31 protein-coding genes and 1 pseudogene are annotated in these 25,766 nt (G+C 69.5%); 14 read left to right on the forward strand and 18 right to left on the reverse strand.

Features of this window, described 5'->3' with window-relative positions; all coding sequences use genetic code 11:
• The first annotated feature begins 209 nt into the window (after positions 1–209).
• The gene (locus Q4V64_RS33020; protein WP_253266905.1) at positions 210–3,449 is read left to right on the forward strand and encodes a S8 family serine peptidase; all 3,240 of its coding nucleotides are present in this window, start codon (positions 210–212) and stop codon (positions 3,447–3,449) included.
• Here the strand turns inward: Q4V64_RS33020 and Q4V64_RS33025 are convergent.
• Positions 3,437–3,877, reverse strand: coding sequence for an ATP-binding protein (locus Q4V64_RS33025; RefSeq protein ID WP_253266901.1), 441 nt, complete (start codon positions 3,875–3,877; stop codon positions 3,437–3,439). The two genes, Q4V64_RS33020 and Q4V64_RS33025, sit on opposite strands and share 13 nt — an antisense overlap.
• Complete coding sequence (locus Q4V64_RS33030; protein WP_253266900.1) at positions 3,874–4,086, reverse strand: hypothetical protein; 213 nt, start codon at positions 4,084–4,086, stop codon at positions 3,874–3,876. Before Q4V64_RS33030 ends, Q4V64_RS33025 begins: the two co-directional genes overlap by 4 nt.
• Before the next feature lie 112 nt (positions 4,087–4,198).
• On the opposite strand from Q4V64_RS33030, the gene Q4V64_RS33035 reads away from it, so the two are divergent.
• Positions 4,199–5,062: a helix-turn-helix transcriptional regulator gene (locus tag Q4V64_RS33035; protein WP_253266899.1), complete on the forward strand. Its 864-nt coding sequence runs from the start codon at positions 4,199–4,201 to the stop codon at positions 5,060–5,062.
• Complete coding sequence (locus tag Q4V64_RS33040) at positions 5,034–5,327, forward strand: DUF397 domain-containing protein (RefSeq protein ID WP_124439585.1); 294 nt, start codon at positions 5,034–5,036, stop codon at positions 5,325–5,327. Before Q4V64_RS33035 ends, Q4V64_RS33040 begins: the two co-directional genes overlap by 29 nt.
• A 28-nt stretch (positions 5,328–5,355) precedes the next feature.
• Here the strand turns inward: Q4V64_RS33040 and Q4V64_RS33045 are convergent, their stop codons facing one another.
• Entirely contained in the window at positions 5,356–5,607 is a 252-nt protein-coding gene (locus Q4V64_RS33045; RefSeq protein WP_124439584.1) for a hypothetical protein, read from the reverse strand.
• Positions 5,604–5,963, reverse strand: coding sequence for a hypothetical protein (locus tag Q4V64_RS33050; protein WP_124439583.1), 360 nt, complete (start codon positions 5,961–5,963; stop codon positions 5,604–5,606). Before Q4V64_RS33050 ends, Q4V64_RS33045 begins: the two co-directional genes overlap by 4 nt.
• A 91-nt stretch (positions 5,964–6,054) precedes the next feature.
• Between Q4V64_RS33050 and Q4V64_RS33055 the strand changes: the two genes are divergently transcribed.
• A complete protein-coding gene (locus Q4V64_RS33055; RefSeq protein ID WP_124439582.1) occupies positions 6,055–6,825 on the forward strand; it encodes an antibiotic biosynthesis monooxygenase in 771 nt (256 codons plus the stop codon).
• 6 nt (positions 6,826–6,831) lie between these two features.
• Here Q4V64_RS33055 and Q4V64_RS33060 read toward each other — a convergent pair whose 3' ends face one another.
• A complete protein-coding gene (locus tag Q4V64_RS33060) occupies positions 6,832–7,743 on the reverse strand; it encodes a helix-turn-helix transcriptional regulator (protein ID WP_124439581.1) in 912 nt (303 codons plus the stop codon).
• A 183-nt stretch (positions 7,744–7,926) separates the two neighbouring features.
• On the opposite strand from Q4V64_RS33060, the gene Q4V64_RS33065 reads away from it, so the two are divergent.
• Positions 7,927–8,967, forward strand: coding sequence for an NAD(P)-dependent alcohol dehydrogenase (locus Q4V64_RS33065; protein ID WP_124439580.1), 1,041 nt, complete (start codon positions 7,927–7,929; stop codon positions 8,965–8,967).
• Between the two features lie 47 nt (positions 8,968–9,014).
• Here the strand turns inward: Q4V64_RS33065 and Q4V64_RS33070 are convergent, their stop codons facing one another.
• From Q4V64_RS33070 to Q4V64_RS33085, 4 genes are all read right to left on the reverse strand, one after another.
• Positions 9,015–9,131 (reverse strand): iron ABC transporter permease, encoded by a 117-nt coding sequence (locus Q4V64_RS33070; RefSeq protein WP_148100377.1) that lies wholly within the window; start codon positions 9,129–9,131, stop codon positions 9,015–9,017.
• A 3-nt stretch (positions 9,132–9,134) separates the two neighbouring features.
• The gene (locus Q4V64_RS33075) at positions 9,135–10,250 is read right to left on the reverse strand and encodes an AI-2E family transporter (protein ID WP_124439579.1); all 1,116 of its coding nucleotides are present in this window, start codon (positions 10,248–10,250) and stop codon (positions 9,135–9,137) included.
• Positions 10,251–10,368: 118 nt separating this feature from the next.
• Positions 10,369–11,058, reverse strand: coding sequence for a DUF4389 domain-containing protein (locus Q4V64_RS33080; protein ID WP_124439578.1), 690 nt, complete (start codon positions 11,056–11,058; stop codon positions 10,369–10,371).
• A gap of 111 nt (positions 11,059–11,169) precedes the next feature.
• Positions 11,170–11,712: a hypothetical protein gene (locus Q4V64_RS33085; protein ID WP_253266898.1), complete on the reverse strand. Its 543-nt coding sequence runs from the start codon at positions 11,710–11,712 to the stop codon at positions 11,170–11,172.
• A gap of 86 nt (positions 11,713–11,798) precedes the next feature.
• On the opposite strand from Q4V64_RS33085, the gene Q4V64_RS33090 reads away from it, so the two are divergent.
• Complete coding sequence (locus tag Q4V64_RS33090; RefSeq protein ID WP_124439577.1) at positions 11,799–12,182, forward strand: VOC family protein; 384 nt, start codon at positions 11,799–11,801, stop codon at positions 12,180–12,182.
• Positions 12,183–12,250: 68 nt separating this feature from the next.
• Here Q4V64_RS33090 and Q4V64_RS33095 read toward each other — a convergent pair whose 3' ends face one another.
• Complete coding sequence (locus Q4V64_RS33095) at positions 12,251–13,186, reverse strand: DUF5829 family protein (RefSeq protein WP_124439636.1); 936 nt, start codon at positions 13,184–13,186, stop codon at positions 12,251–12,253.
• 115 nt (positions 13,187–13,301) lie between these two features.
• Here Q4V64_RS33095 and Q4V64_RS55385 point away from each other — a divergent pair.
• Positions 13,302–13,679: pseudogene (locus Q4V64_RS55385) on the forward strand (carbonic anhydrase); the annotation flags it as partial.
• 79 nt (positions 13,680–13,758) lie between these two features.
• Positions 13,759–13,914, forward strand: coding sequence for a hypothetical protein (locus tag Q4V64_RS33100; RefSeq protein ID WP_253266907.1), 156 nt, complete (start codon positions 13,759–13,761; stop codon positions 13,912–13,914).
• 13 nt (positions 13,915–13,927) lie between these two features.
• On the opposite strand, the gene Q4V64_RS33105 is transcribed toward Q4V64_RS33100, so the two are convergent.
• The 3 genes from Q4V64_RS33105 to Q4V64_RS33115 all read right to left on the reverse strand — a co-directional run bounded on the left by Q4V64_RS33105 (position 13,928) and on the right by Q4V64_RS33115 (position 17,003).
• Positions 13,928–15,034, reverse strand: coding sequence for a serine hydrolase domain-containing protein (locus tag Q4V64_RS33105; RefSeq protein WP_124439576.1), 1,107 nt, complete (start codon positions 15,032–15,034; stop codon positions 13,928–13,930).
• Positions 15,035–15,114: 80 nt separating this feature from the next.
• A complete protein-coding gene (msrA, locus tag Q4V64_RS33110; RefSeq protein WP_124439575.1) occupies positions 15,115–15,789 on the reverse strand; it encodes a peptide-methionine (S)-S-oxide reductase MsrA in 675 nt (224 codons plus the stop codon).
• 95 nt (positions 15,790–15,884) lie between these two features.
• Complete coding sequence (locus Q4V64_RS33115) at positions 15,885–17,003, reverse strand: hypothetical protein (RefSeq protein WP_124439574.1); 1,119 nt, start codon at positions 17,001–17,003, stop codon at positions 15,885–15,887.
• Between the two features lie 128 nt (positions 17,004–17,131).
• Here Q4V64_RS33115 and Q4V64_RS33120 point away from each other — a divergent pair, with 128 nt between their 5' ends.
• Positions 17,132–18,286 carry a cystathionine gamma-synthase gene (locus Q4V64_RS33120; protein ID WP_124439573.1) on the forward strand — a complete coding sequence of 385 codons (1,155 nt, stop codon included), beginning with the start codon at positions 17,132–17,134 and terminating at the stop codon, positions 18,284–18,286.
• Between the two features lie 16 nt (positions 18,287–18,302).
• Here Q4V64_RS33120 and Q4V64_RS33125 read toward each other — a convergent pair whose 3' ends face one another.
• From Q4V64_RS33125 to Q4V64_RS33135, 3 genes are all read right to left on the reverse strand, one after another.
• On the reverse strand, positions 18,303–18,551 hold the full coding sequence (locus tag Q4V64_RS33125) for a hypothetical protein (RefSeq protein WP_124439572.1): 249 nt from the start codon (positions 18,549–18,551) through the stop codon (positions 18,303–18,305).
• Between the two features lie 105 nt (positions 18,552–18,656).
• Positions 18,657–19,163, reverse strand: coding sequence for a sigma factor-like helix-turn-helix DNA-binding protein (locus Q4V64_RS33130; RefSeq protein WP_124439571.1), 507 nt, complete (start codon positions 19,161–19,163; stop codon positions 18,657–18,659).
• 173 nt (positions 19,164–19,336) lie between these two features.
• The gene (locus Q4V64_RS33135; RefSeq protein ID WP_124439635.1) at positions 19,337–19,852 is read right to left on the reverse strand and encodes a MarR family transcriptional regulator; all 516 of its coding nucleotides are present in this window, start codon (positions 19,850–19,852) and stop codon (positions 19,337–19,339) included.
• A gap of 174 nt (positions 19,853–20,026) precedes the next feature.
• Between Q4V64_RS33135 and ilvA the strand changes: the two genes are divergently transcribed.
• The 3 genes from ilvA (at position 20,027) to Q4V64_RS33150 (ending at position 23,271) form a co-directional block, all read left to right on the forward strand.
• On the forward strand, positions 20,027–21,259 hold the full coding sequence (gene ilvA, locus Q4V64_RS33140; protein WP_124439570.1) for a threonine ammonia-lyase: 1,233 nt from the start codon (positions 20,027–20,029) through the stop codon (positions 21,257–21,259).
• 144 nt (positions 21,260–21,403) lie between these two features.
• A complete protein-coding gene (locus tag Q4V64_RS33145; protein WP_124439569.1) occupies positions 21,404–22,423 on the forward strand; it encodes an ATP-binding cassette domain-containing protein in 1,020 nt (339 codons plus the stop codon).
• Positions 22,420–23,271, forward strand: coding sequence for an ABC transporter permease (locus tag Q4V64_RS33150; protein WP_124439568.1), 852 nt, complete (start codon positions 22,420–22,422; stop codon positions 23,269–23,271). Before Q4V64_RS33145 ends, Q4V64_RS33150 begins: the two co-directional genes overlap by 4 nt.
• 79 nt (positions 23,272–23,350) lie before the next feature.
• Here the strand turns inward: Q4V64_RS33150 and greA are convergent, their stop codons facing one another.
• Together greA and Q4V64_RS33160 are read right to left on the reverse strand one after the other, a co-directional pair.
• Positions 23,351–23,851, reverse strand: a complete 501-nt coding sequence (greA, locus tag Q4V64_RS33155; RefSeq protein WP_124439567.1) for a transcription elongation factor GreA — start codon at positions 23,849–23,851, stop codon at positions 23,351–23,353.
• A gap of 213 nt (positions 23,852–24,064) precedes the next feature.
• On the reverse strand, positions 24,065–24,463 hold the full coding sequence (locus Q4V64_RS33160) for a DUF4307 domain-containing protein (RefSeq protein ID WP_124439566.1): 399 nt from the start codon (positions 24,461–24,463) through the stop codon (positions 24,065–24,067).
• Positions 24,464–24,643: 180 nt separating this feature from the next.
• On the opposite strand from Q4V64_RS33160, the gene mca reads away from it, so the two are divergent.
• Positions 24,644–25,504 carry a mycothiol conjugate amidase Mca gene (gene mca / locus Q4V64_RS33165; protein ID WP_172629158.1) on the forward strand — a complete coding sequence of 287 codons (861 nt, stop codon included), beginning with the start codon at positions 24,644–24,646 and terminating at the stop codon, positions 25,502–25,504.
• Positions 25,497–25,745, forward strand: coding sequence for a hypothetical protein (locus Q4V64_RS33170; protein ID WP_172629154.1), 249 nt, complete (start codon positions 25,497–25,499; stop codon positions 25,743–25,745). Before mca ends, Q4V64_RS33170 begins: the two co-directional genes overlap by 8 nt.
• Positions 25,746–25,766 lie beyond the last annotated feature (21 nt).

Genomic DNA, 25,766 nt, shown 5'->3' on the forward strand with positions numbered 1-25,766 from the left:
CTGTCAGCCGCCTGTCTATTGAGGTGCTTGAACGCCCCCCGGCATACTGCGAGTTCCGGGGGGCGCGCACGAGCGTGCGAGTCTGCCCCCGGCCGGGTGAACGGGGAATTCGCCCGGTTCTTCTGCAAGGGGGAATCTTGCGCAGACAAGTGAAAAGAGCGTGCGCGGCCACGGTCGCCACAGCGGCCGCGGTGGCCCTGGCGGCGGGCATGACCAGCCCGGCGTCGGCGGAGGGGGAGTCACAGACCACCGGCGCCACGAAGGCCTCGCTCACGGCAAAGCACCGCATCACCCTGATCACGGGTGACCGCGTCACCGTCGACTCCAAGGGCCGGGTCGTGGGCCTGGACCGGGCGAAGGGGCGCGAGCACATACCCGTCCAGATCCGCAAGGCCGGCGGCCACACGCTCGTGATCCCGGCCGACGCCGCCCGCCTGGTCACCACCGGCAAGCTCGACCAGCGGCTCTTCGACATCACCGAGCTCAGCAAGTCCGCGACCCGCAAGTCCCAGGCCAAGGGCCTGAAGGTCATCGTCGGCTACAAGGGAGCCGCCACCGGCGCCAAGGCCGACGTCCGTGACGCGGGCAAGCTCCGCCAGACCCTTGAGACCCTGAACGCCGACGCCGTCCAGACCCCGCACGAGGACGCGCCCGAACTGTGGGACGCCGTCACCAACGGCGACAAGACCGCCTCCGGCATCGCGCAGGTCTGGCTGGACGGCGTCCGCAAGGCCAGCCTCGACAAGTCCGTGCCGCAGATCGGCGCCCCCAAGGCGTGGGCGGCCGGCTACGACGGCAAGGGCGTCAAGATCGCCGTACTGGACACCGGCGTCGACGCGACCCACCCGGACCTCAAGGACCAGGTGATCGCGGCCAAGAACTTCACTCCGTCCGCGGACGCCACCGACAAGCAGGGCCACGGCACGCACGTCGCGTCCATCGCGGCGGGCACCGGAGCCAAGTCCGGCGGCAAGTACAAGGGCGTGGCGCCCGGCGCCGACGTCCTCAACGGCAAGGTCCTCGACGACAACGGCTTCGGCGACGACTCCGGCATCCTCGCCGGCATGGAGTGGGCGGCCGAGCAGGGCGCCCAGGTCGTCAACCTCAGCCTCGGCGGCACGGACACCCCCGAGGTGGACCCGCTGGAGGCGGCGGTCAACAAGCTGTCCGCCGAGAAGGGCATCCTCTTCGCGATCGCCGCGGGCAACTCCGGCCCGGAGTCGGTCGGTTCGCCGGGCAGCGCGGACGCCGCGCTCACCGTCGGCGCCGTCGACGACAAGGACAAGCTTGCCGACTTCTCCTCGACCGGCCCGCGCCTCGGCGACGGCGCCATCAAGCCCGACGTGACCGCGCCCGGCGTGGACACGACGGCAGCGGCCGCCAAGGGCAGCGCCATCGCGCAGGACGTCGGCGAGCAGCCCGCCGGTTATATGACCATCTCGGGTACGTCGATGGCGACCCCGCACGTCGCGGGCGCCGCCGCGATCCTCAAGCAGCAGCACCCGGACTGGACGTACGCCGAGCTCAAGGGCGCGCTGACGGGTTCGACCAAGGGCGGCAAGTACAACCCGTTCCAGCAGGGTTCGGGCCGTATCCAGGTCGACAAGGCCATCAAGCAGACCGTGATCGCCGACCCGGTGTCGGTGAGCTTCGGCACGCAGCAGTGGCCGCACACCGACGACAAGCCGGTGACCAAGCCGCTGACGTACCGCAACCTCGGCACGAAGCCCGTCACGCTGAAGCTGGCGTCGACCGTCACCAACCCCAAGGGCCAGGCCGCTCCGGCCGGTTTCTTCAAGCTCAGCGCCACCACGGTGACCGTCCCGGCGAACGGCAAGGCCTCCGTGGACATGACCGTCAATACCAAGCTGGGCGGCACGGTCGACGGCGCGTACTCCGCGTACGTGACCGCGACGGGCGGCGGCCAGAGTGTCCGTACGGCCGCGGCCGTGCAGCGCGAGGTGGAGTCGTACAACCTCACCGTCAAGCACATCGGCCGGGACGGGAAGCCGACGGACAGCCACAGCACCGTCCTGTTCGGCTACTCGGGCCTGGGCAACGGCCGTTTGCTGGATGTTCCGGTCACCGGCTCCGGCACGACGACCATGCGCGTACCCAAGGGCGCCTACCTGCTGGACGGCTGGATCGCTGAGGACTTCGCCGAGATGAAGGGCGGCCTCGACTGGGTGGTCCAGCCGAAGCTGACCGTCACCAAGAACGCCTCGGTGACGATCGACGCCCGCAAGACCAAGGCGGCGAAGATCACGGTCCCGGACGCGCAGGCCAAGCCCTCGTCCGCGATGATCAGCTACTTCTACGAGCCCGGGTCCGTCGGCGTCGCCGTCGGCACCGGCACCTTCGCCGACCTGCGCATGGCCCACCAGGGCCCGGAGGCGACCGGTCTGACGCAGACCTGGAGCGGCCAGTGGACCAAGGGCGCCGCCGCCGAGTACGACGTGGCCACCACCGCCAAGGTCAAGAAGATCCAGGGTGACAAGGCCCGCCACTTCAAGGCGAGCGAACTGGCCACGGTGAAGAACAACCTCGGTGCCGCCGCAGCCGGCAAGACCGGTGGGCTGGTCAGCCTGGGCATGTTCGCCGAGGAACTGATCATCAACCCGCCGGTTGAGCAGAAGCTGCCGGGTGCGCGCACGCTGTACCTCTCGACGTCCGACAAGATCAAGTGGTCCTTCGACTTCGAGCAGTACGCCGGCAAGGACGCGGACGGCTTCACGATCCTGGACGCGTACTACACGCTGGGGAACCCGCAGACCTTCAAGGCGGGCCAGAAGTACACGAAGACCTTCAACACCGCGGTCTTCGGCCCGAAACTGAACGCGGAGTTCGGGCTCTTCCGCGAGGGCAACGGCATCTACGGCTACCTGCCGCTGTTCGCGGACTCGGCGGGCCACGCCGGTTCGTCCGACTTCACGGCGGTCGCCACCACGCTGTACCGCAACGGCGCGAAGGTCGGCACGAACGACGACCCGCTGTTCGGCGAGAAGCTGTTCAAGGTCCCGTCCGGTGACGCCGAGTACAAGCTGACCACCTCGGTCAAGCGCAGCGTCAAGGTCGCGGCCGCCTCCACCCGGATCGACGCGAGCTGGACCTTCCGCTCGAAGAAGCCGGCGAGCGGCGAGGTCAAGCTGCCGGCGTCCACGGTCCGCTTCAACGCCAAGACCGGCCTGGACAGCCGCGTCGAGGCCGGCAAGACGGTGTCGATCCCGGTCACCGTCGAGGGCGCGGCCAAGGGCTCCAACCTGAAGTCGCTGACGACCTACGTGTCGTACGACTACGGCCAGACCTGGAAGAAGATCCCGGTCAAGAACGGCAAGATCACGGTGAAGAACCCGGCGAAGGGGAAGGCCATCTCCTTCCACGCCAAGATCGCCGACAAGAAGGGCAACAAGTCGACGATCTCGATCTACAACGCGTACTACGGGAAGTAACCTCCCGCACGCGAGCGGCCTGTCCAGGACCCCGTGTCCTGGGCAGGCCGTTGCTCTTGCCCGGCCGCGTCATACGGCTCCGCCCCCAGTTCGCACCAGACGGTCTTGCGGTCCGCCCCCTGTTCCACGCCCCACCGTCGCGCGAGGGCGTCGAGGAGGGCGAGGCCGCGGCCGGACTCGTCGGTGGTGGTGGCGTGCTGGAGGACTGGCAGGGCGCGGGGGTCGGGGTCGGTGACCTCGATGCGGGCGTGGCCGTGGCCGGTGGTGAGGACACGGACGGTCACCGGGGTGCCCTCTCCGAGGTGGTCGATGACGTTGGTGACCAACTCGCTTGCGCAGAGGCGGATGTCGTAGCTGTGGTGGCGGAGATGGTGGCGCAGTTCGGGGACGGCTTTCGGGGTGGCGAGCAGGCTGAGTTCGAAGGTCACCGTTCGGCCGCCTTGCGGAGGAGGGCGGCGAGTTCGCGGGCCGTGGCGGTGTTGCAGTTCCCGAGGGTGATGAGGGCGGCTGCGGGCGGATCGTAGGCCGCCGCGAAGGTCGTGAGGTCCACGCGGAGTGAGGGGAGCGTGAGGCCGTGCAGGGCGAGGGCGGTTCGGAGTTCTTCCAGGCAGAGGGTCGCGTCGTACGGGGTTGGCATGGGCGGACATCTCCTGTGCGCTCTGTGACGAATCGCTCACAGAATGGCGTCGGGCTGGCTACCGTAAAAGGGGTTTCGCGTTCGCGACCCGGAGTGCGGAGGAGGGCGAACGGTGGTACGGCGCAAGGACATCGACGGCTCGATGAGCGTTCCGACGTTCTACGGCAAGGAGTTGCGGTGGAAGCGGGAGGCGGCGGGGTTGTCGTTGGAGGGGTTGCTGGAGGGGAGCTTCTTCGGCAAGACGTATCTCAGCGACATCGAGCGCGGGGAGCGCAGGATGCCGGTGGAGTTGGCCCGGCATGTGGATCGGGTGCTGGGGACGGACGGGTTCTTCGAGCGACATTGTGAGGATGTGCGGAAGGCTCGGCGGGGGCCGCACGCCGCGTACTTCGAGAAGGTCCTGGAGGCGGAGAAGCACGCGGAGGCCATTGAGGAGTGGTGCCCCATCACCTTCCCTGGGCTGCTCCAGACAGCCCCGTACGCGCGGACGCTGGTCCGGTCGGCTCACCCGGCGGCCTCCGACGAGTGGGTCGAGGAGAAGGTGACGGCCCGTCTCGCCCGCGCCCGCCTCTTCGAGGACGACCACTCCACCCCGGAGTACTGGGCGATCCTGCGCGAGTCGCTCATCACCGAGCCGATCCTCCCGCCGCTGGAGATGGCCGAACAACTCGACCAAATCGTGGAGTTGGCCGAGCGGCGCCGGATCACTCCGCAGATCGTTCCGCGAACGTGCGGCCCGTATCCCCTGATGGCCGCTTCCGTCAAGGTCATGACCTTTCCAGACGCACCGCCGCTGATCTACATCGAGGCGTCGTACAGCGGGGACACCATCGACGATCCGGCCCTCGTGAAGCAGTACCGCAAGGCATACGATCGGCTCAGGGCCGTCGCACTGTCACCGGAGGCGTCCCTGGCCATGATCAAGGCAGCGGCAGAGGATTACCGAAATGGCAAGCAACCGGATCGACTTGAGTGACGCGCTCTGGTTCAAGAGCAGCTACAGCAACGGTGACGGCGGGGATTGCGTCGAGATCGCGGGCGACTTCCCCGGCGCCGCCCTCTGGCGCAAGTCGAGCTACAGCAACGGCGACGGCGGCAACTGCGTCGAGGTAGCCGACGGCCTCCCCGGCCTCGTCCCCGTCCGTGACTCCAAGGCCCCCGAACGCCCCGCCCTCCTCCTCACCGCCCACGCCTGGGCCCCCTTCGTCGCGGCGCTCAAGGCGGACGACCTGCCCGCCTGAACAAGAGGGGCAGCCGCGAGGAGGCCGCTCAGAGGAAGGTCACCTGCATGATGTAGAGGCACTCGTGGCGGGGCACGATGAGGTAGTTGAAGAATCCGCCGGGGACGTGAGCGAAACCGCCTTTCGGCCCCTCACCCTGATAGCCGGTTCCGTCGAGGTAGAACGCGGCGGCAGCCCGGACCAGCTCATCCGCCTTCTTCTCGACCTCGGCAACGAACGCCGGCGCGGCTCCGCCGATCACGTGCCGTTCGTCGGGGTCGTACTCCCACGCCCACGTCACGCCGACACCGCCCGCACGGCTTCGTCCTCGACGGCGGCCAGTTCGTTCATGGCGTGCCGGAACGCGGGATCGTCCTTGCCGGTGGTGCCGTGCACGGTGGTGAGAGCGGCGCGGTGGCGGACGGCCAGGTCGGGGCGGCGCTCGATCTCCACCTGTGCGTGCCAGTGTGTGAGCCACGCCTGGAGGTGGCCGATCTTGCCGTCCTGGATCGCGGTGGCGAGCGCTTGCTCCTTGTGGCGTTCCATGTCGCCGAGCCGGTGAGGAGCCACCCTGGCAAGGGCGGTGCGGACGGCTTCGGGTGTTCGTTCGGGCCGGGGGATCAGATCTTGTCCCCCGTGATCGGGCTGCGTGGTCACGTGCGTTCCTCCGGCTTGGTCTCCGGGTGTCCACGGTACCGGCGGGGGAGTGTCCGGATGGCGCCTTGGCAGCGTGTGATTCCGTGGTGCCATGACGACTCAGACGGTCGAGTACATCCGGTACCGCATCCCCGAAGAGCAGTCGGCGGAGTTCCTCTCCGCCTACACCCGCGCCGCCGCCCAGCTGGCGGCGGCACCGCAGTGCGTCGACTATGAGCTGGCCCGCTGCGAGGAGGACTTCGAGCACTTCATCCTGCGTATCACCTGGACCTCCTCCGAGGACCACCTCGAAGGCTTCCGCAAGTCCGAGCTGTTCACCGACTTCCTGGCCGAGATCCGCCCGTACGTCGCCAGCATCCAGGAGATGCGCCACTACAAGCCGACGACCGTGCGCGGAACCGGCGCGGCCGTCCCCACGCTGTACGACTGGGCGGGCGGCGCGGAGGCCTTCGCCCGCCTCACGTCGGTCTTCTACGACAAGGTCCTCGCGGACGAGCTCCTGGCGCCGGTGTTCGCGGGGCTCGCCCCCGAGCACGCCCAGCACGTGGCCCTGTGGATGGCCGAGGTCTTCGGCGGTCCGCCCGGCTACTCCGAGACGCAGGGCGGCCACGGCCACATGGTCGCCAAGCACATGGGCAGGGGCATCACCGAGCCCCAGCGCCGCCGCTGGGTGAATCTGATCCAGGACGCGGCGGACGAGGCGGGCCTGCCCACGGACGCCGAGTTCCGCTCGGCCTTCCTCGCCTACGTGGAGTGGGGCACGCGGCTGGCCGTCCACTTCTCCGGCCCGGACGCGAAGCCGCCGGTGGAGCAGCCGGTGCCCAGGTGGAACTGGGGTGCGGCACCGCCGTACCAGGGCTGACACCTCTCAGCGTGACGAGGCCCCGGTTCCCGCCCGCGTCGCGTCCGCGCCCCAGCTCGCCAGCAGGCGCAACGCCTCCGCCGACGGCGATCCCGGCTCGGCGTGGTACGTGATCAGGGTCTGCTCGCTGTCGTCGGGGAGGCGGAACGACTCGAAGTTCAAGGTCATCTCCCCGACCAGGGGGTGCCGGATGCGCTTGACGCCGTAGCCCTTCTCCTTGACGTCATGCGTGGCCCACAGCTGCCGGAACTCCTCGCTCTTGACGGAGAGCTCGCCGACCAGTGCGGACAGGCGCGGGTCGTCGGGGTGGCAGCCGGCGTCCATGCGCAGGTAGCTGACCATGTCGGACGCCTTCTGGTCCCACTCCACATACAGGTCGCGGTATTCCGGCCTCAGGAAGACCAGCCGCGCCCAGTTCCGGTCCTGCGGCGGCAGCTCCGACCAGTCGCCGAACACCGCCGCGGCCATCCGGTTCCAGGCGAGGATGTCAGATCGCCGGCCCGAGACGTACGCCGGGAAGCCGTCCATCATGTCCAGCAGCTGCCGCAGCGGACCCCGCACCTGCTGGGTCCGTACCGCCTGCTTCTTCTTGTGCTGCTTCGGCTTCGCGAGATGCATGAGGTGGGCATGCTCGGCATCGGTCAGCCGCAGCGCGCGGGCGATGGAGTCGAGGACCTCCGCCGACACGTTCCGCCCGTTGCCCTGCTCCAGACGCGTGTAGTACGCCACGGACACCCCGGCCAGCTGCGCCAGCTCCTCCCGACGCAGCCCCGGCACCCGCCGGTGCCGCCCGAAGTCGGGCAGCCCCACGTCCTCCGGCTTCAACCGGGCGCGCCGGGTGCGCAGGAACTCGCTGAGCTCGGCACGCCGGTCCAGGCCGCCGGCGGGCTCCGGCACGGTTTCGGGCTGTTCGTCCATGCATCCAGTATTCACGGTCGTACGAACGTCGTACGCGCGGCAGCCTGCCCCCGCCAGTGGTAGGCACAGCGGACGTACGCAGAACTGTGGGCTGGGTGTATGCCGGACGGTGCGGCACGCTGATCAGGCGTGCCCGGCCGGAAGGCAGTCGGGTGCAACCTCTTTGCTAGGAGAACCACCGGCATGACCACTGTCGCCGCATACGCCGCACCCGCCGCCAAGGCTCCCCTGGAGCGCACCACCATCGAGCGTCGTGCGGTCCGCGAGTTCGATGTGCTGATCGACATCAAGTTCGCCGGCATCTGCCACTCCGACATCCACCAGGCCCGGGAAGGCTGGGGCGAGGCGATCTTCCCGATGGTCCCGGGGCACGAGATCGCGGGCATAGTCTCCGAGGTCGGCCCGGGTGTCACCAAGTTCAAGGTCGGCGACCGGGTGGGTGTCGGCTGCCTGGTCGACTCCTGCCGCGAGTGCGACAACTGCAAGGCCGGTCTGGAGCAGTACTGCACCGGCGGCAGCGTGGGCACGTACAACGCCCTCGGCAAGGACGGCGAGCCCACCTACGGCGGCTACTCCGAGAAGATCGTCGTCGACCAGGCCTTCGTCGTCCGCATCCCCGACGGCCTGTCGCTGGACGTCGCCGCGCCGCTCCTCTGCGCCGGCATCACCACGTACTCCCCGCTGAAGCACTGGAACGCCGGCCCCGGCAAGAAGGTCGCCGTCCTCGGCATGGGCGGCCTCGGCCACATGGGCGTCAAGATCGCGCACGCGCTCGGCGCCGAGGTCACGGTCCTCTCCCAGTCCCTCCGCAAGCAGGACGACGGCTTCAAGCTGGGCGCCGACCACTACTACGCCACCAGCGACCCGAAGACCTTCGAGGAGCTGCGGGGAACCTTCGACCTGATCCTGTCGACCGTCTCCGCCCCCCTGGACCTGGACGCGTTCCTGTCCCTGCTGAAGACGGACGGCGCCTTCGTGAACGTCGGCGCCCCCGAGGAGCCCGTCAAGCTCAACCTCTTCTCGGTGATCGGCGGCCGCAAGACCCTCGCCGGCTCCAACATCGGCGGCATCCAGGAGACCCAGGACATGCTGGACTTCTGCGCCGAGCACGGCTTCGGCGCGGAGATCGAGCTGATCAGCGCGTCCGAGATCAACGAGGCGTACGAGCGGGTGCTGAACAGCGACGTGCGGTACCGGTTCGTGATCGACACGGCGACGATCTGATCCTTCCGCTCTGCGGTGGGGCCCCGGCGGATGATCCGCCGGGGCCTTCAGCGTGCCGCCGTACGGCTGTCCCCACGCCCCAGCAGCCACAGCAGATACGGCCCACCGACGAGGGACGTGAGCGCCCCGAACGGGATCTCCAGCGGCGGGCCGAACCAAGGCACCTGCTACGACGGGACGGGGGCGCCGGCGTCCGGCTCGTCGATCCCCGGTTCCTGTGACGGCTCGCTGAGCTGCTCGCACACGTAGTTCCAGACCACCGCGATCAGTGCGGCGATCGGTACGGCCAGCAGACTGCCCACGATGCCGGCCAGACCGCCGCCCAACGTCACCGCCAGCAGGATCACAGCCGCATGGAGGCCGAGCCCCCGACCTTGGATCATGGGCTGGAACACGTTGCCTTCCAGCTGCTGCACCACGACGATGATGACCAGCACGATCAGCGCGTCCGTCAAGCCGTTGGAGACCAGCGCGATGAGCACCGCGACGAAACCGGCGAACAGGGCGCCGATGATCGGCACGAACGCGGAGACGAAGGTCAGCACCGCCAGCGGGAGCACCAGCGGTACCCCCAGAATCCACAGGCCCAGGCCGATCAGGACGGCGTCGAGCAGACCGACGGCCGCCTGCGAGCGCACGAACGAGCCCAGGGTGTCCCAGCCGCGCGCGGCCACGGTCGGAACGTCGGTGGCGAACCGCCCGGGCAGCTGACGGGCGAGCCACGGCAGGAACCGCGGGCCGTCCTTGAGGAAGAAGAACATCAGGAAGAGCGACAGAACCGCGGTGACCAGGCCGTTCACCACGGTGCCCACTCCCGTGACGACAGTACCGACCATGCTGCCGAGGCCGTCCTGAGCCCGGGCGACCGCGGTGTCGAAGGCCTTGTTGATGTCGGCGTCCCCGAAGTTCAACGGCGGCCCGGCGGCCCACTCGCGCAGTTTCTCGATGCCTTCGACCACGCCGTCGGTCAGCTCGCCGGACTGGGACGCCACCGGTACTGCGATCAACGCCACGACGCCCGCCGCGACCAGGAGGAACAGCACGGTCACCGCCGACGCGGCGAGGGCGGGTTTCCACCCGTGACGACGCAGGAAACGAGCCAGGGGCCAGGTCAGTGTCGTCAGCAGCAGGCCGATTATGAGGGGCCAGACGACCGACCACATTCGTCCCAGAAGCCACAGCGTCACCGCCAGCATCACCAATATCAACAGCAACTCAGCGGAGACACGCGCCGAGGTGCGGAGCGCGGCGCGGGCTTTCGTGGAACTCAACGTGGCAGTCACGGAGGCACCCTATTGGTACTCATGTCACACCAGCATCACGGTCACGCTGCGACGACGGGTCGCGCGCGGGCTCCGGCGCCGCAACGAGTACTGACTGACGACCGAATCGTCCGGCCGGCTACCGACCGTAACCGCTCGCTGGCGTTTTTGTCAGCGGGGAGGCCTGCCCGCCCATGTCGAGACGGAACGGCGGGTACGCGTCGGTCATCAGCGCGGCATAGGCAGTCACCCGCACAACCCAGCGCGCGAGGCCGAGCAAGAAGTCGAAAAGGTGAACCGGGTAACGGGCGGTAACCGCCAGGATGATCACGGCGACCAGCGAGAGGAACGGAATCAGGCCGCCGTCATACCAACCCTCCCCTCCCTCCCGGCCCCATCCCCAGCCGCCGACGAACATTCCGACGACGATGTACTGCGGGATCGCCAGCAGCCACCACTTCACCAGGACCAGTCCGCGGGAGAGACGCTCGGGATAGGCGACGTCGAGATGCGCTGGATAGTCGGCTACCTCCGCGAGGGTGAACGGCGGGTATCGGTCGGTGCCGAGCGCGGTGTGGGCGTAATAGCTGACACGCCAGTTCCAGCGCAGTACGCCGACATTGAAGTCGAAGAGGGACCGGGGGTATCGGGCGGTGAACAGGATGGCGAAGAACGCGATGATCGTCACGAAGGCGAACGCGATCCACAGGAAGAACAGCACGATGTAGTGCGGGACGGCGAGAAGCCACTTCACCAGCCACAGCCATCTGGACAGCCGGGGATCGAGAGACGCCTCGAGACGCACAGGTGACACGGTGACGGGAATCATGGCGCGCGATTCCTTTGCCTGATCATGAATTCAGGCTCGCACGCGCAGGGGAAGGCCGCGACTTGGGTGGATTGCCCGGCCACACGGCGGCCGGCCGACGCCTGGAGCGGTCTACGCGTCCGTGACTCCTGGGGCCGGCGCGACGCCGGGCAGGCACGCCGCCCCAGGTACTGCCGGTGTCAAAGGCCGGCCGGTGTGGTTGGGCGCCTGCCGGGCGCCCGCGTCGGTCATCCCGGCGAGCTGCTTCTTGTACTGCGGGAAGGCGTCCGCGAGGTAGCCGGGCACGAGGCCGGCGTTGTCGGCGCGAGTCGTCGCCGTGGGGACGATCCCCAGGGACAGCAGGTCGTCGAGCCGGCCGGTGCTGAGCACGGCGACCTTCTTCGGCTCGGTATCGAGGGTGGTCCTGCCCTGGAAGTGCGTGACCGCCCGCGGGAAGGTGCCGTCGGTGTCCTTGTCGGCGCCCATGCCCTCGGCGAGCGTGCTCGGCGCGGCGGACGGCCCTCCGCTCTCGCCCGCGCCGATCACCTGGCTGCGCGAGCCGTCCTCCTTCTTGGCGCCCGTACTGTCTCCGCTGTCCGACGACGAGCAGCCGACGAGCAGCCCTCCGACGACGGCCGTGGCCAGGACGGCCTTCACTGCTGCTGCTGAGGGCACGACCACTCCGCCGATCGGGTCGGTTTGCTAAGGCAAGCCTTACCTTAACCGACCGGCGCGTTACGTTGGATGGGAGGAGGCCCGCGATGACCGTTCAGCTGAATCACACCATCGTCGCCGCACACGACAAGCACGCCTCGGCCCGCTTCCTGGCCGACATCCTGGGACTGGAAGTGAGCCCGCAGTACGGCCCCTTCATCCCGGTCGAGATACCGAACGGCGTGACCCTCGACTACCTGGACTCGCCCGGCGACATCACACCGCAGCACTACGCCTTCCTCGTCTCCGAGGACGACTTCGACACGATCTTCGCCCGCATCCGGGAGGCCGGCCTGACCTACTGGGCGGACCCGTACCACCGCCGCCCCGGCGAGATCAACCGCAACGACGGCGGCCGGGGCGCGTACTTCGACGACCCGAACGGCCACAACCTGGAGATCCTGACGAGGCCGTACGGCAGCGGATCCTGACGAGGCCGTACGGCAGCGGATCCTGACGAGGCCGTACGGCAGCGGCCCTGACGCAGCCGTTGGTCCGTCTACTCGGTGTCGCCGAACGTCCACACCGCCCGGGTGCCCGGCCCGACAGCGAGCGTCGACCGGCCGATCCGCTCCTCGTGAACGTGCGGGACGGCCCCGTTGAGCGAGAACTCGACCTGCCGTAGACCCACTTGGTCGCGCGGTACGGCGTCGAACCGGAGCGTCGTACCGCCTCGGTGCGCCACCACGCCACCACCGTCGCCCGCCGGGGACCCGCCCGTCACGGACCGGACGACGAACCCGCCGGCGCGCAGCAACGGCACGGTGTTGGCGAGGTCGCGTGCGGTGACCCCGAGGTGGACGGACGTCACGTCCCGCATCAGGTGATCGCGGTAGTCGTCGGACAGGTACCGCTCCCGGCCGACGTCACCGGGGTAGTCGGCCGGCTCGGTGTTGCCGCGCGGGTCGGCGAAGTACTCCGGCAGGTACTCCATCCCCCAGGCCCCGAACGCGTCGTACTGATCGGTGGTGAAGACGGCGTCGAACCACGGCACCGGCACGCCGTCGCCGAAGTCCCGCGTCTGCCGGAACTCGACCGGATCCGCCACCCCTTGGTCCCGCAGCCGCCCGAGCATCGCGCCCATGTCCCCGGCCCGCTCCGTCGACACACCCATCCCGGCGGAGCCGAGCAGGCCGTCCTGGCCGGGCAGATCGCCGACCCCGAACAGTTCGAGGTAGGTCTCGCGGCCCAGGAGATAGCGGCCGGTCCAGGTCTGCCCACCGGCACCGGTCGTGGTGCGCACCTGGAAGTTGGCGAAGGTCCGCAGATAGGCGGAGTGCTCGATGGCGTCGGCGGTCTCGCGGTCGAGCACCGCGTAGGCGTGGTTGTAGTACAGCAGCTGCCGGCCGGTCGCGGGCCGGCTCTCCTCGGCCGCCGCGGCTGTCGCACCACCCCCGAAGGCTCCGGTGAGGACCACAGCGAGAACCAGGATCATCCGCAGCGTTCGACTCAGCAGCATGCGAGGGAGCGTAAGCGCGGAACGACCGCGTCCGCTGTGGATTCGGCGAATGACCCAGGCGTTCGGTCGGATGACAGCGCGTGTTTTGGACATGCGCTTTTTCCGCGCTGCATCAGCCCTGTACGGGCGTTTACCGGAGGGCAACAAGCGCTGGGTGAACGGAGCACTTCAGCACCCCGACCGGGACCCGAAGCGCCGTCAGTTCGTAGCCTCGGAGCAGGACCCCTACGGTGTGATCCTTTCCTGCATCGACTCCCGGGTGCCGCCGGAGCTCCTCTTCGACACCGGCATCGGCGACCTCTTCGTGATGCGCACCGGCGGCCAGGTGGTCTCACCGGTGGTCGTCGGTTCCGCCGAGTACGGCCCCCTGACGTCCGGGACCCCGCTGATCGTCGTACTCGGCCACCAGCGCTGCGGCGCCGTCAAGGCGGCGCACAAGGCACTGAAGGACGACAAGCCGCTGCCCGGCAACCTGCAGTCGATCGCCGAGGCACTGCGCCCGGCGTACGAGGTGATCTCAGGAGAAACACGCCGACCCGGTCGACGCCATGACCCGCGTCCACATCAAACAGACCTCCGCCGACCTGCGGACCAACCAGGACCTCGCTCCGCTGGTGCGGAACGGCGAACTGGCCGTGGTCAGCGCGTACTACTCCCTCGACACCGGACGGGTGGAGGTGCTGACGGGGGCGCCGTCTGCCTGAGGACCCCAGCGGCTCAGGCCCGCAGCCCCTTGAGCCCGTCGTAGGCGGCCATCACGATCTCCAGTCCCCGGGTGTCGTCGGCGGGTTCGCGCATCTGGTTCGTCACGTACGCCACCGCCATCCGGGCGTCCGGCTCGATCATGACCAACGAGCCGCCCCAGCCGCCCCACCCGTAGGTGGTGCCGAACATCCCGTAGCCCAGGCCGTAGCGCATCGGCCTGCCCAGGATGCGGTCCTCGCCGCTGAACTGCTCCTCCCACGCACGGTCACAGCCCGCCCGCGACAGCAGCCGCACCCCGCGCACCGCACCTGAGCAGGCCATCACCGACTGCACCAGGGCGACCGAGCGGGCATTGCCGAATCCGCTCGCCGCGGGAATCTGCGCGCGACGCCAGGCCACGCCGTTGCCGTCGCGGACCCGTATCCCGGTTCCGGCGGCCGGGTTCGCGTCGTCACCGGTCGCGCTCGCGGTGTAGTCCTCGTCCCGGGACGGTGGCGGCACCGTGAGCGCCACCCGGTGGTCGTCCTCGGCCGGCAGCCCGATGTGGAAGTCCGCGCCCAACGGCCCGGCCACCTCGTCGGCGAAGAACTCGCCCAGGCTCCGGCCGGTGATCCGGCGTACGACCTCGCCCACCAGGAAGCCCTGAGTGATCGAGTGGTATCCGGCGGCGGTGCCGGGTTCCCATCGCGGAGCCCGCGCGGCCAGCCGCGCCGTGACGGTGGGCCAGTCGTAGAGCTCGTCCACCGGCCCGTCCCAGTCGGGCAAGCCGGCGGTGTGCGCGAGCAGGTGCCGCACCAGCACCTTCTCCTTGCCGGCCGCGGCGAACTCCGGCCAGTACCGGGCGACCGGCGCGGCCAGGTCGAGCTCACCACGGTCGGCGAGGACAAGCGCGCACAGCGCCGTCATCGTCTTGGTGACGGACCAGACATTGACGATCGTGTCCCGCTGCCACGGTGTCGTGCGGTCCGCGCCGGCGAACCCGCCCCACACGTCCACCACCGGCTCACCGTCCACGAAGACCGCCACCGAGGCGCCGGCGTCTCCGTCGTCCAGCAACGCCGCCAGCGCACCGGGAACGGCGGTGAACAGATCATCGTATGAGCCCTGGATGTCGGCCATGAGGGGCATTCAGCCCGCATCGGCCCGCTGGGGCAACTGAATTCCCGGGCTCAGGAGGTCCCGAGGCCCGCCCGAAGCCGTTAGCCCTCTGCGCGGGCGACACCGATCGGGCAGGACACCCCGGTCCCGCCCAGGCCGCAGTACCCGTTCGGGTTTTTGCTGCTTGAAAGATACTGCTGGTGATACCCCTCCGCCGGATAGAACGCGCGGCCCTGAGCCGGGAGGATCTCCGTCGTGATCGTGCCGTGGCCCGCGCCCGTCAGGACCTTCTGGTAGGCCTCGCGGGAGGACTCGGCCGTCGCTGCCTGCTCGGGCGAGTGGGTGTAGATCGCCGAGCGGTACTGCGTGCCGACGTCGTTGCCCTGGCGGAAGCCCTGCGTGGGGTCGTGGGACTCCCAGAAGGTCTTCAGGAGGCGTTCGTACGAGACGAGCTTCGGGTCGTGGACCACACGGACCACCTCCGTGTGGCCGGTCAGGCCCGAGCAGACCTCCTCGTAGGTGGGGTGCTCGGTGTAGCCGCCCTGGTAGCCGACCAGCGTCGTCCAGACGCCCGCCGGGAGCTGCCAGAACTTGCGCTCGGCGCCCCAGAAGCAGCCCAGGCCGAAGTCGGCGACCTCCAGGCCCTCGGGGTAGGGGCCGAGCAGCGGGTTGCCGAGGACGGTGTGGCGGTCGGGGACCGTGAAGGCCGGCTCCGGGCGGCCGGACAGAGCCTGCTCGGGGCTCGGCAGCTGGGGCGTACGGCTGTGCAGGAACATGCGGTCTCCAATCGGGGCCCGGGGCCCATCACGGCTCCGAGCACTTCAACGTGCGGGGACAGCTGTGAATTCCTGCCGTCCTCAGTGCGGCAATGTCAGTGCGGCAACGTCGCCGGGCTGCCGCCGTTCGCCTCGTAGCCCGCCACCGCCAGCGCGCGGTAGACCGCGAACTCGGCGGCCGGGTCGGGGGACAGGGTCCAGGGCAGGGCGCCGACATGGCCGTCGATGTGGACGAGCTGGCTCATCGCCTCCGCCCAGCGCTCGCCGCGGACCAGGAAGAACACCAGGAGGTGACGGACGTGGGCCAGCATCGGGTCGTCCGGGCGGGCCGAGTGGACGGCGTACAGCGCGCCGTGCACCGCCTTGGTGACGACCTCGCTCTGGTAGAAGCCGCTGACCAGGTTCACCTCGGGGAGGTGCTCGAAGACCGCGAAGAGGGGCATCGCGGCCAGGAGGGAACCCCGGGGGGCCCGGGCCGCCGCCGCTTCCGCGAAGGCGTACGCCTGCTCGCGCGAGCCGTGCCACTTCTCGCACCAGTAGTGCAGCGCGGCCAGATGCGCTCCCATGTGGGTCGGGGCGCGGTCCAGGATCTTCAGCCAGAGTTGTTCGAACTCCGGCTGGGGGTAGGCCAGTCCGCGCGCCACCGACAGTTCGATGATGTACGGGATCGGGTCGCCGGGGGCCAGCAGCGCCGCGTCGCCGCAGGCGGCCTTCGCCTCCTCCATGATGATCCGGAACTCGTCCGTGCCGGGTGTCGAGGTCCGCCACGCCTGCTGGACCAGGAACTCCGCGTGCACCGCCGCGCCGCCCGCGTCCTTGGGTGCCTCCGCCCGCCACACCCGCAGCCACTGTCCGCCGGGCGTCTCGCTGACCCCGCCGGGCCGCTGCTGCAGCTCCAGGGACGCGGCCCCGGCGAAGGCCTGCATGCGCTGCCAGCGCCGCTCGCCCTCGGTCTCGGTGCCGGCGAGGAGCTGCGCGGCCGCCCGATGGTCCTGGGTGCGCTGCACCAGGTCCAGGACGTCCAGCAGATCCTGGTCGGGGCCGGGCATACGGATGTCCAGCTCCTCCTGCGGCGCGAAGCCGTAGTTCGCGGGGTCCGCGGCGTCCGGGTGGCCCGGGTGGACCTGTTCGATCATGCCGCGCCTGCGCCGCATGAACGGCAGCAGCACGAAGCCAAGCATGACCAGCGCGATCAGGACCCAGAGAATCTCCATGTCTCAAGGGTTCCAGACGCCGCCGACAAATGGCCAACCTGGTCGCCGACCCTGTGGAAAACCCGCGCCGACGCCGCCCGTGTCCCGCCGTCCGGCGCCCGCCCGGCGAGCGCATTACCCTCGCACCCATGAGCGACAGGCACATCAGTCAGCACTTCGAGACTCTCGCGATCCATGCGGGCAACACCGCCGACCCCCTGACCGGCGCGGTCGTCCCGCCGATCTACCAGGTCTCGACCTACAAGCAGGACGGCGTCGGAGGCCTGCGCGGCGGCTACGAGTACAGCCGCAGCGCCAACCCGACCAGGACCGCCCTGGAGGAGAACCTCGCAGCCCTCGAGGGCGGCCGCCGGGGCCTCGCGTTCGCGTCCGGACTGGCGGCCGAGGACTGCCTGTTGCGTACGCTGCTCAGTCCCGGCGACCACGTGGTCATCCCCAACGACGCGTACGGCGGCACGTTCCGTCTCTTCGCCAAGGTGGTCTCCCGGTGGGGCGTGGAGTGGTCGGTCGCCGACACCAGCGACCCGGCCGCCGTTCGAGCCGCCATCACCCCGAAGACCAAGGCCGTGTGGGTGGAGACCCCCTCCAACCCGCTGCTCGGCGTCACCGACATCGCCGCCGTCGCCCAGATCGCCCGGGACGCGGGCGCGAAGCTCGTCGTCGACAACACCTTCGCCACGCCGTACCTCCAGCAGCCGCTCTCTCTCGGCGCGGACGTCGTGGTGCACTCGCTGACCAAGTACATGGGCGGCCACTCGGACGTCGTCGGCGGCGCGCTGATCGTCGACGACGTGGATCTGGGCGAGGAACTGGCGTACCACCAGAACGCGATGGGCGCGGTCGCCGGGCCCTTCGACTCCTGGCTGGTGCTGCGCGGCACGAAGACGCTGTCGGTGCGCATGGACCGGCACAGCGAGAACGCCACGAAGATCGCCGAGATGCTGACCCGGCACGCGCGCGTGACGCGGGTGCTGTACCCGGGGCTGCCGGAGCACCCCGGCCACGAGGTCGCCGCCAAGCAGATGAGGTCGTTCGGCGGCATGGTCTCCTTCCAGGTCGAGGGCGGCGAGGAGGCGGCCGTCGAGGTCTGCAACCGCGCCAAGGTGTTCACGCTCGGGGAGTCCCTCGGCGGTGTCGAGTCCCTCATCGAGCACCCCGGCCGCATGACGCACGCCTCCGCTGCCGGCTCGGCCCTGGAGGTACCCGCCGACCTCGTACGCCTCTCCGTGGGCATCGAGAACGTCGACGACCTGCTGGAGGACCTTCAGCGGGCGCTCGGCTAGGGCGTGTCCGGCCTGGTCACCAGACCGTGACCGGTGGAGTCGTTTCCGACGGCGGCTCCACCCAGGGGCGTGCCGTCAGTGCCCACACCACGAACGCCACGGTCACGGCGAACAGCAGCAGCCACATCACGCGGCGTGCCGTCCTCCTGCGGCGCAGCATGCGGCCGCCGCGGCGCAGGACGTCCGAGTACAGCTCCGACGGCACCGGCGGCATCGCCTGCTCCATGATCCGCCGTACGGCGGCCTCCCGTTCGGGCCGGTTCATCCGCACCTCCTGGTGCCGGGCCGTCGCCGGCCGGGGGTACTCACTTCCCCTGTCGGGCGCCGATTTCGCGGCCGCCCGGCCCTCTGCCAGGCCCACGCACCCGCCTCATGACGGCGCCACCGTCGCCCCCGCCACGCCCGTCGGCGCCGGGCCTTTGGGCGGGTGCAAGAGGGTTGCCGTCGCCCGGTCGCAGATCGTTCGGACGCGTTCCGGGGGTAAGCCGAGCAGGGCCGCCGCCTGCTCCTCGGCGACTCCCTCGTACAGCCTGAGCACCAGGATCAGGCGTTCCTGCGGGGCGAGCCGGGACAGGGCGCTGTCGGGGTGCGGGCGCGCCCGGCCGAGGGCGCCGTACTGGTGCCATGCCCCGCGCGCGAAGCGGGTGGCCAGGTACTGGCGGGCCCGGTCGTAGGGATCCTCGCCGCGCAGCCGGTCCCAGCAGGCGTACGTGTGGGCGAGGGCCAGCGTCAGCAGGCGCCGTGCGCGGGGGTTGTCGTGCCGTGCCTCCGCCGTGAGGAGTGTCGCGGTGTGCAGCAGTCGCCCGGCCGCGCCCGCGACGAACGCCTCGAACTCCCGGGCCCGGCGGGCGTCCTGGGACGCATGCCGTTGTCGCACCGCGCCTCCCGCCTGAGGCCGATCCTGAGGAAAACGGGCCCGGCCGCGCGCGGATGCGAAACCGTGTACGACGGGGACCCGGTCTCATATGAGGCCAGGCGTGGCCTCGCGGTCAAGAGCTGTGCCAAGGCCGCCGGTGCTCTCCCACGGGCCCACGCGCGCGTGCAGGGCGCTCAGGAGGGCGACGGCTGCTCCGCCCCCGGTACCCCAGGTACCCCATGGGCCGCCATCCGGGCGGAGAGCGCGGTGTTGAAGCGCGTCAGGAGCGTGCAGAACGCCTCACGCTCCTCCGGCGTCCACTCGTGCGTCAGCTCGGCCATCAGCTGACGCCGGGACGAGCGCACTTCCTCCAGTCGCGACTGCCCGCGCGGGGACAGCTGGAGCACCACGGCCCGTCCGTCCTCGGGGTGCGAAGTGCGCTTGACGAGCCCGGTGTCGACGAGCGGAGCCACCTGCCGGGTGACCGTGGACGAGTCGATCCCCATGCTCGCGGCGAGCGCCTTGACGCCCATCGGGCCCTCTTTGTCGAGGCGGTTGAGCAGCAGATACGCGGCGCGGTCCATGGAGTTGCGCACTTGCCCGACCCCGCCGAGCCGGGTCTGTTCGGCACGGCGGGCGAACACCGCCACCTCGTGCTGCAGCGTGTCGAGAAGACCGCTGTCACCGATGATCGTCATGTCCATCGACATTTCAGGTGTTGTGGGCATGGCCGGGGGCTCACTTCGTGGAGGGCTGGCTAATGGGGGAGCTGATTGGGGGACAGGGTACGCGGCCGGGACGCGGGGCGTACCGGCGCTGCGTAATCCGGTCTCGGAGGTTGGTCACAGCGGCGTCCGCCGCGTGTGAACTGCGAGACTTGAGTCATGAACTACCGCGGGGCTTCCCTTTCCTTGCCGTCGGTCACCCTCGACGACGTGCGCGGTGCCCAGAAGATGCTCTCGGGCGTGGCGCGGGTGACCGCGATGGAGGGCAGCCGGCATCTGACCCAGCTGGTGGGCGCCCCGGTGCACTTCAAGTGCGAGAACCTCCAGCGGACGGGATCGTTCAAGCTGCGCGGTGCCTACGTCCGTATCGCCGGGCTGCTGCCCGAGGAGCGGGCCGCGGGGGTCGTGGCCGCGAGCGCGGGCAACCACGCGCAGGGCGTCGCCCTGGCGTCCGCGCTGCTCGGCGTGCGCTCGACGGTGTTCATGCCGAAGGGCGCCCCACTGCCGAAGATCAGCGCCACGAAGGACTACGGCGCCGAGGTGCGCCTGCACGGCCAGGTGGTCGACGAGACGCTGGCCGCCGCGCAGGAGTACGCGGCCGAGACGGGCGCGGTGTCCATCCACCCCTTCGACCACCCCGACATCATCGCCGGTCAGGGGACGGTCGGCCTGGAGATCCTGGAGCAGTGCCCGGAGGTGCGGACGATCGTCGTCGGCATCGGCGGGGGCGGGCTCGCGGCGGGTATCGCGATCGCGGTGAAGGCGCTCAGGCCGGACGTGCGGATCGTGGGCGTGCAGGCGGCGGGCGCGGCAGCGTACCCGCCCTCGCTGGGGGCCGGGCGCCCGGTGTCGATCGAGAACCCGGCGACGATGGCCGACGGCATCAAGGTCGGGCGGCCCGGCGACGTGCCGTTCGGGATCATCGGCGATCTGGTGGACGAGGTCCGCACGGTGACGGAGGACGAGCTGTCCACCGCGCTGCTGCTGTGCCTGGAGCGGGCCAAGCTGGTCGTCGAGCCGGCCGGGGCGAGCCCGGTCGCGGCGCTGCTGAGCGATCCCGGTTCCTTCGAGGGGCCGGTCGTGGCGGTGCTGTCCGGCGGCAACGTCGATCCGCTGCTGCTCCAGCGCATCCTGCGGCACGGCATGGCCGCGCAGGGCCGCTACCTGGCCGTACGGCTCCGGTTGACGGACCGGCCGGGCGCCCTCGCGACGCTTCTCGGGGCGTTGTCAGTGGTCGACGCTAACGTCCTCGATGTGAGCCACGTACGGACCGACCCACGGCTCGGGCTCACGGAGGCGGAGGTCGAGCTGCACCTGGAGACGAAGGGCCCGGCACACTGCGCCGAGGTCGGAAGGGCCTTGCGCGACGCGGGGTACACGGTCATCGGCTGAGGTCAGGCCCTCTGCGTCACTCGTTCGGGCAAGTCTGTTGAGGGACGCGATACATCGCGTTATGGTGTGTCTCGTGTCACCGATCCCGCCATACCTGACGAACGAATCACTGACGAACGAATCCCCAACGACGTGGAGACTCATATGCCAGGCGCCATCTATGCCGAAGGGCTGGTCAAGACCTTCGGCGACGTAAGGGCTCTGGACGGCGTCGACCTCGACGTCCCGGAGGGCACCGTGCTGGGCCTGCTCGGGCCCAACGGCGCGGGCAAGACGACGACGGTCCGCTGTCTGACGACCCTGCTGCGCCCCGACAGCGGCAAGGCGGTCGTCGCCGGCATCGACGTGCTCAAGCAGCCGGACCGGGTGCGGCGCTCGATCGGCCTGTCCGGCCAGTTCGCCGCGGTCGACGAGTACCTGACCGGCCGCGAGAACCTCCAGATGGTCGGCCAGCTGTACCAGATGAAGGCCAAGGCCGCGAAGGCCCGGGCCGCCGAGCTGCTCGACCAGTTCAGCCTCGCGGACGCCGCCGACCGCCCCGCGAAGACCTACTCCGGAGGCATGCGCCGTCGGCTCGACCTGGCCGCGGCGCTTGTCGTGTCGCCGCCCGTGATGTTCATGGACGAGCCGACGACCGGCCTCGACCCGCGCAACCGCCAGATGCTGTGGGAGGTCATCAAGCAACTGGTCTCCGGCGGTACGACCCTGCTGCTGACCACCCAGTACCTCGAAGAGGCCGACCACCTCGCCCACGACATCGCCGTGGTCGACCAGGGCCGCGTCATCGCCCGTGGCACCTCCGACCAGCTCAAGGCCCGCACCGGCGGCGAGCGCGTCGAGGTCGTGGTGCACGAGCGCGAGCACATACCGACCGCCGTCGAGGTGCTCACCGGCTTCGGCAAGGGGGAGACCACCGTCGAGGAGCACACCCGCAACATCACCGTGCCCGTCACCGGCGGCGCGAAGCTGCTCGCCGAGGTCATCCGCGAGCTGGACGCCCGCGGCGTGGAGATCGACGACATCGGGCTGCGCCGCCCGACGCTGGACGACGTCTTCCTGTCCCTGACCGGTCATGTGGCCGAGGCCGAGGCCGAGGAGAACGGCGCGGCGGCGGACGCCCTGGACCCCCACGCCCGCAAGCACAACAAGGAGGCCGACAAGTGAGTGCCGTCACCGACGCCGCGCGGAACGCGGCGCCCGCCCACCCCCTCGGCCAGTCCGTGCGCGACTCCCTGGTGATCACCCGCAGGAACCTGATTCGCATGAGTCGGATTCCCGAGATGATCATTTTTGGGCTGGTCCAGCCCATCATGTTCGTGGTGCTGTTCACCTACGTGTTCGGCGGCTCGATACAGGTCGGCTCGTCCACCTCCACCCAGGCCTATCGCGAATTCCTGATGGCCGGCATTTTCGCCCAGACCGTCACGTTCGCCACGGCGGGTGCCGGTGCGGGCATCGCCGACGACATGCACAAGGGCCTCGTCGACCGCTTCCGCTCCCTGCCGATGGCACGTGGTGCCGTGCTGACCGGCCGCACCATCGCGGACTCGGTGCAGACGGCGCTCACCCTCGTCGTCCTGGCGGTCGTCGCCCTGGTCGTCGGCTGGCGCACGCACGAGAACTTCGGCAAGGTGCTCGCCGGATTCGGCCTGCTCCTGCTACTCGGATACGCGTTCTCGTGGATCGGCGCGCTCATCGGCCTGTCCGTGCGCACTCCTGAAGCGGCGACCTCGGGCGGCCTGATCTGGCTGTTTCCGCTGACGTTCATCTCGAACGCGTTCGTGGACGCGAACCAGATGCCGACCTTCCTGCGGCACATCGCGGAGTGGAACCCGTTCAGCGCCAGCGTGCAGGCGTGCCGCGAGCTGTTCGGCAACCTTCCCCCGGGCTTCCAGGCGTCCGACGCCTGGCCCATGCAGCACCCCGTGTGGGCCTCGGTGATCTGGTCGGTCGCGATCATCCTGATCTTCCGTACGCTCGCGGTCCGGAAGTACCGTTCGGCGACGGCATGACGACGCCCCCGGCGTCGCTCGGACGCCGGGGGCTCGCCAGGGATGTGTCGGTCAGCGCAGGGCTCAGGCGCTGTAGAGCTCAGGCGCTGTAGGGCTCGGCCTTGAGGATCGTCACCGAGGCCTTCTTGCCGTTGGGCAGCTCGTACTCCGCGTCCTCGCCGACCTTGTGGCCGATCACGCCCGTGCCCAGCGGGGACTGGGGGGAGTAGGTCTCGATGTCGGCGCTCGCGTACTCACGCGAGGCCAGCAGGAAGGTCAGCGTGTCGTCCTCGTCACCGTCGAAGGCGATCGTCACGACCATGCCGGGCGCCACCGCACCGTCCGCGGAGGCCGGTGCCTCGCCGACCTTGGCGTTCTCCAGGAGCTGGGTCAGCTGGCGCACACGGAGCTCCTGCTTGCCCTGCTCCTCCTTGGCCGCGTGGTACCCGCCGTTCTCGCGCAGGTCGCCCTCCTCGCGCGCGGCCGCGATCTTGGCGGCGATCTCCGTGCGCGCAGGACCAGTAAGGTACTCAAGCTCATCCCTGAGCTTGTTGTACGCCTCCTGGGTCAGCCAGGTGACGTTCTCGCTGGTCTGGGTCACAGGTGCTCCTCGTCGGTACTGGGAATACAAAGCATCGCCCTACCCAGAAGCATGTTCCTCCATGGAAGGGCGAAACCACGAGCCTAACAATTCAGAGGCGGAAGGGGGAGGACATAAGCCCTCAGAATCACGTCAACGCAGGTCAGCCGGTACGTATTCCGAATGATGTCACCCGGTGTCGACCGACTTCAGCCGGTCGACGGCCCTGCCGGGTCAGTCGGCGTGGCAGCCGAGCAGCTCGGCCGTCGTGCCCGGTGACGTCGTACGGAGCGTGACGACCTTGTCGATGCGTGTGGCGTCCCCGTCGAAGCGGAAGTCGGCCCGGCCCACCTCGGCGCCGTCCTCCGCCTGGGAGCGCACCGTGCAGTAGCCGCCGGCGTCGGCGTCCTTGCGGACCTCCAGATGCACCCGCACCGAGTCCTTCGAGGGTTCGAAGGTGATCACTTCAGCGCTGATCTCGTTCTTGCCGACGTAGTAGTACGCGAAGTAGCCGACCAGGGCGAGCAGCAGCGCCCCGAGGACGGCACCGATGGCCTTGAGCCTGCGGTCGGCGCGCTCGTCCGAGGAGCGGCCGTAACGGCTCTCGGGCAGTCGCGTGGTCGCCGTACTCATGATCGTCCTCTCGGCAAGGCCTTCGGCACCGACGGCACGAAGGTCCCGATGGGGCCCCGGAGCCGCGGCCCCGGAATTATTCGCCCCCCGATTCGGTCACTATAGAAGCCGCCGATCGCACCGGTTCATGCCGGGGCGCCGACTTACAAGGATTGAGTCTTGACTGACCAGCTGCGACTGATGGCCGTGCACGCCCACCCCGACGACGAGTCGAGCAAGGGCGCGGCCACCATGGCGAAGTACGTGTCCGAGGGGGTGGACGTGCTGGTCGTGACCTGCACGGGCGGGGAGCGCGGCTCCATCCTCAATCCGAAGCTGCAGGGCGACAAGTACATCGAGGAGCACATCCACGAGGTACGCAAGAAGGAGATGGACGAGGCCCGCGAGATCCTGGGGATCAAGCAGGAGTGGCTCGGCTTCGTCGACTCGGGACTGCCCGAGGGCGACCCGCTGCCCCCGCTCCCCGAGGGCTGCTTCGCCCTGGAGGACGTCGACAAGGCGGCCGGTGAGCTGGTGAAGCAGATCCGCTCGTTCCGCCCCCAGGTGATCACCACCTACGACGAGAACGGCGGCTACCCGCACCCCGACCACATCATGACCCACAAGATCTCGATGGTGGCGTTCGAGGGGGCGGCGGACACCGAGAAGTACCCGGAGCAGGAGTACGGCCCGGCGTACCAGCCGCTGAAGCTGTACTACAGCCAGGGCTTCCACCGCGCGCGCACCGAGGCGCTGCACCACGCCCTGCTGGAGCGCGGCCTGGAGTCGCCGTACGGGGACTGGCTCAAGTACTGGAAGGAGTCCGGCCGCAAGGAGCGCACGATCACCACGCACATCCCGTGCGCCGACTTCTTCGAGATCCGCGACAAGGCCCTGATCGCGCACGCCACGCAGATCGACCCCGACGGCGGTTGGTTCCGCGTCCCGATGGAGATCCAGAAGGAGGTCTGGCCGACGGAGGAGTACGAGCTCGCGAAGTCCCTCGTCGCTACCTCCCTCCCCGAGGGCGACCTCTTTGCGGGCATCCGCGACAATGCCTGACATGAGCGCAAGCGCAAGCCTGGCAATGACACAGCTCGCCGCCCTCGCCAAGGAGGTCGACGAGGACAAGGTCACCCCCGGTGTCCTCGGCTTCATCGTCTTCGCGGTGATGGCCCTGGCGGTGTGGGCCCTGATGAAGTCGATGAGCAAGCACATGGGCAAGGTCGACTTCGAGGAGGCTCCGGAGGCTTCGGGGGAGGACGCGCCGGCCGCCGGCAAGGGCAAGGCGACGACGTCCTGACCGCATGACTCCGTGACACCC

This window comes from Streptomyces sp. NL15-2K (assembly GCF_030551255.1).
Classification (GTDB): Bacteria; Actinomycetota; Actinomycetes; order Streptomycetales; family Streptomycetaceae; genus Streptomyces.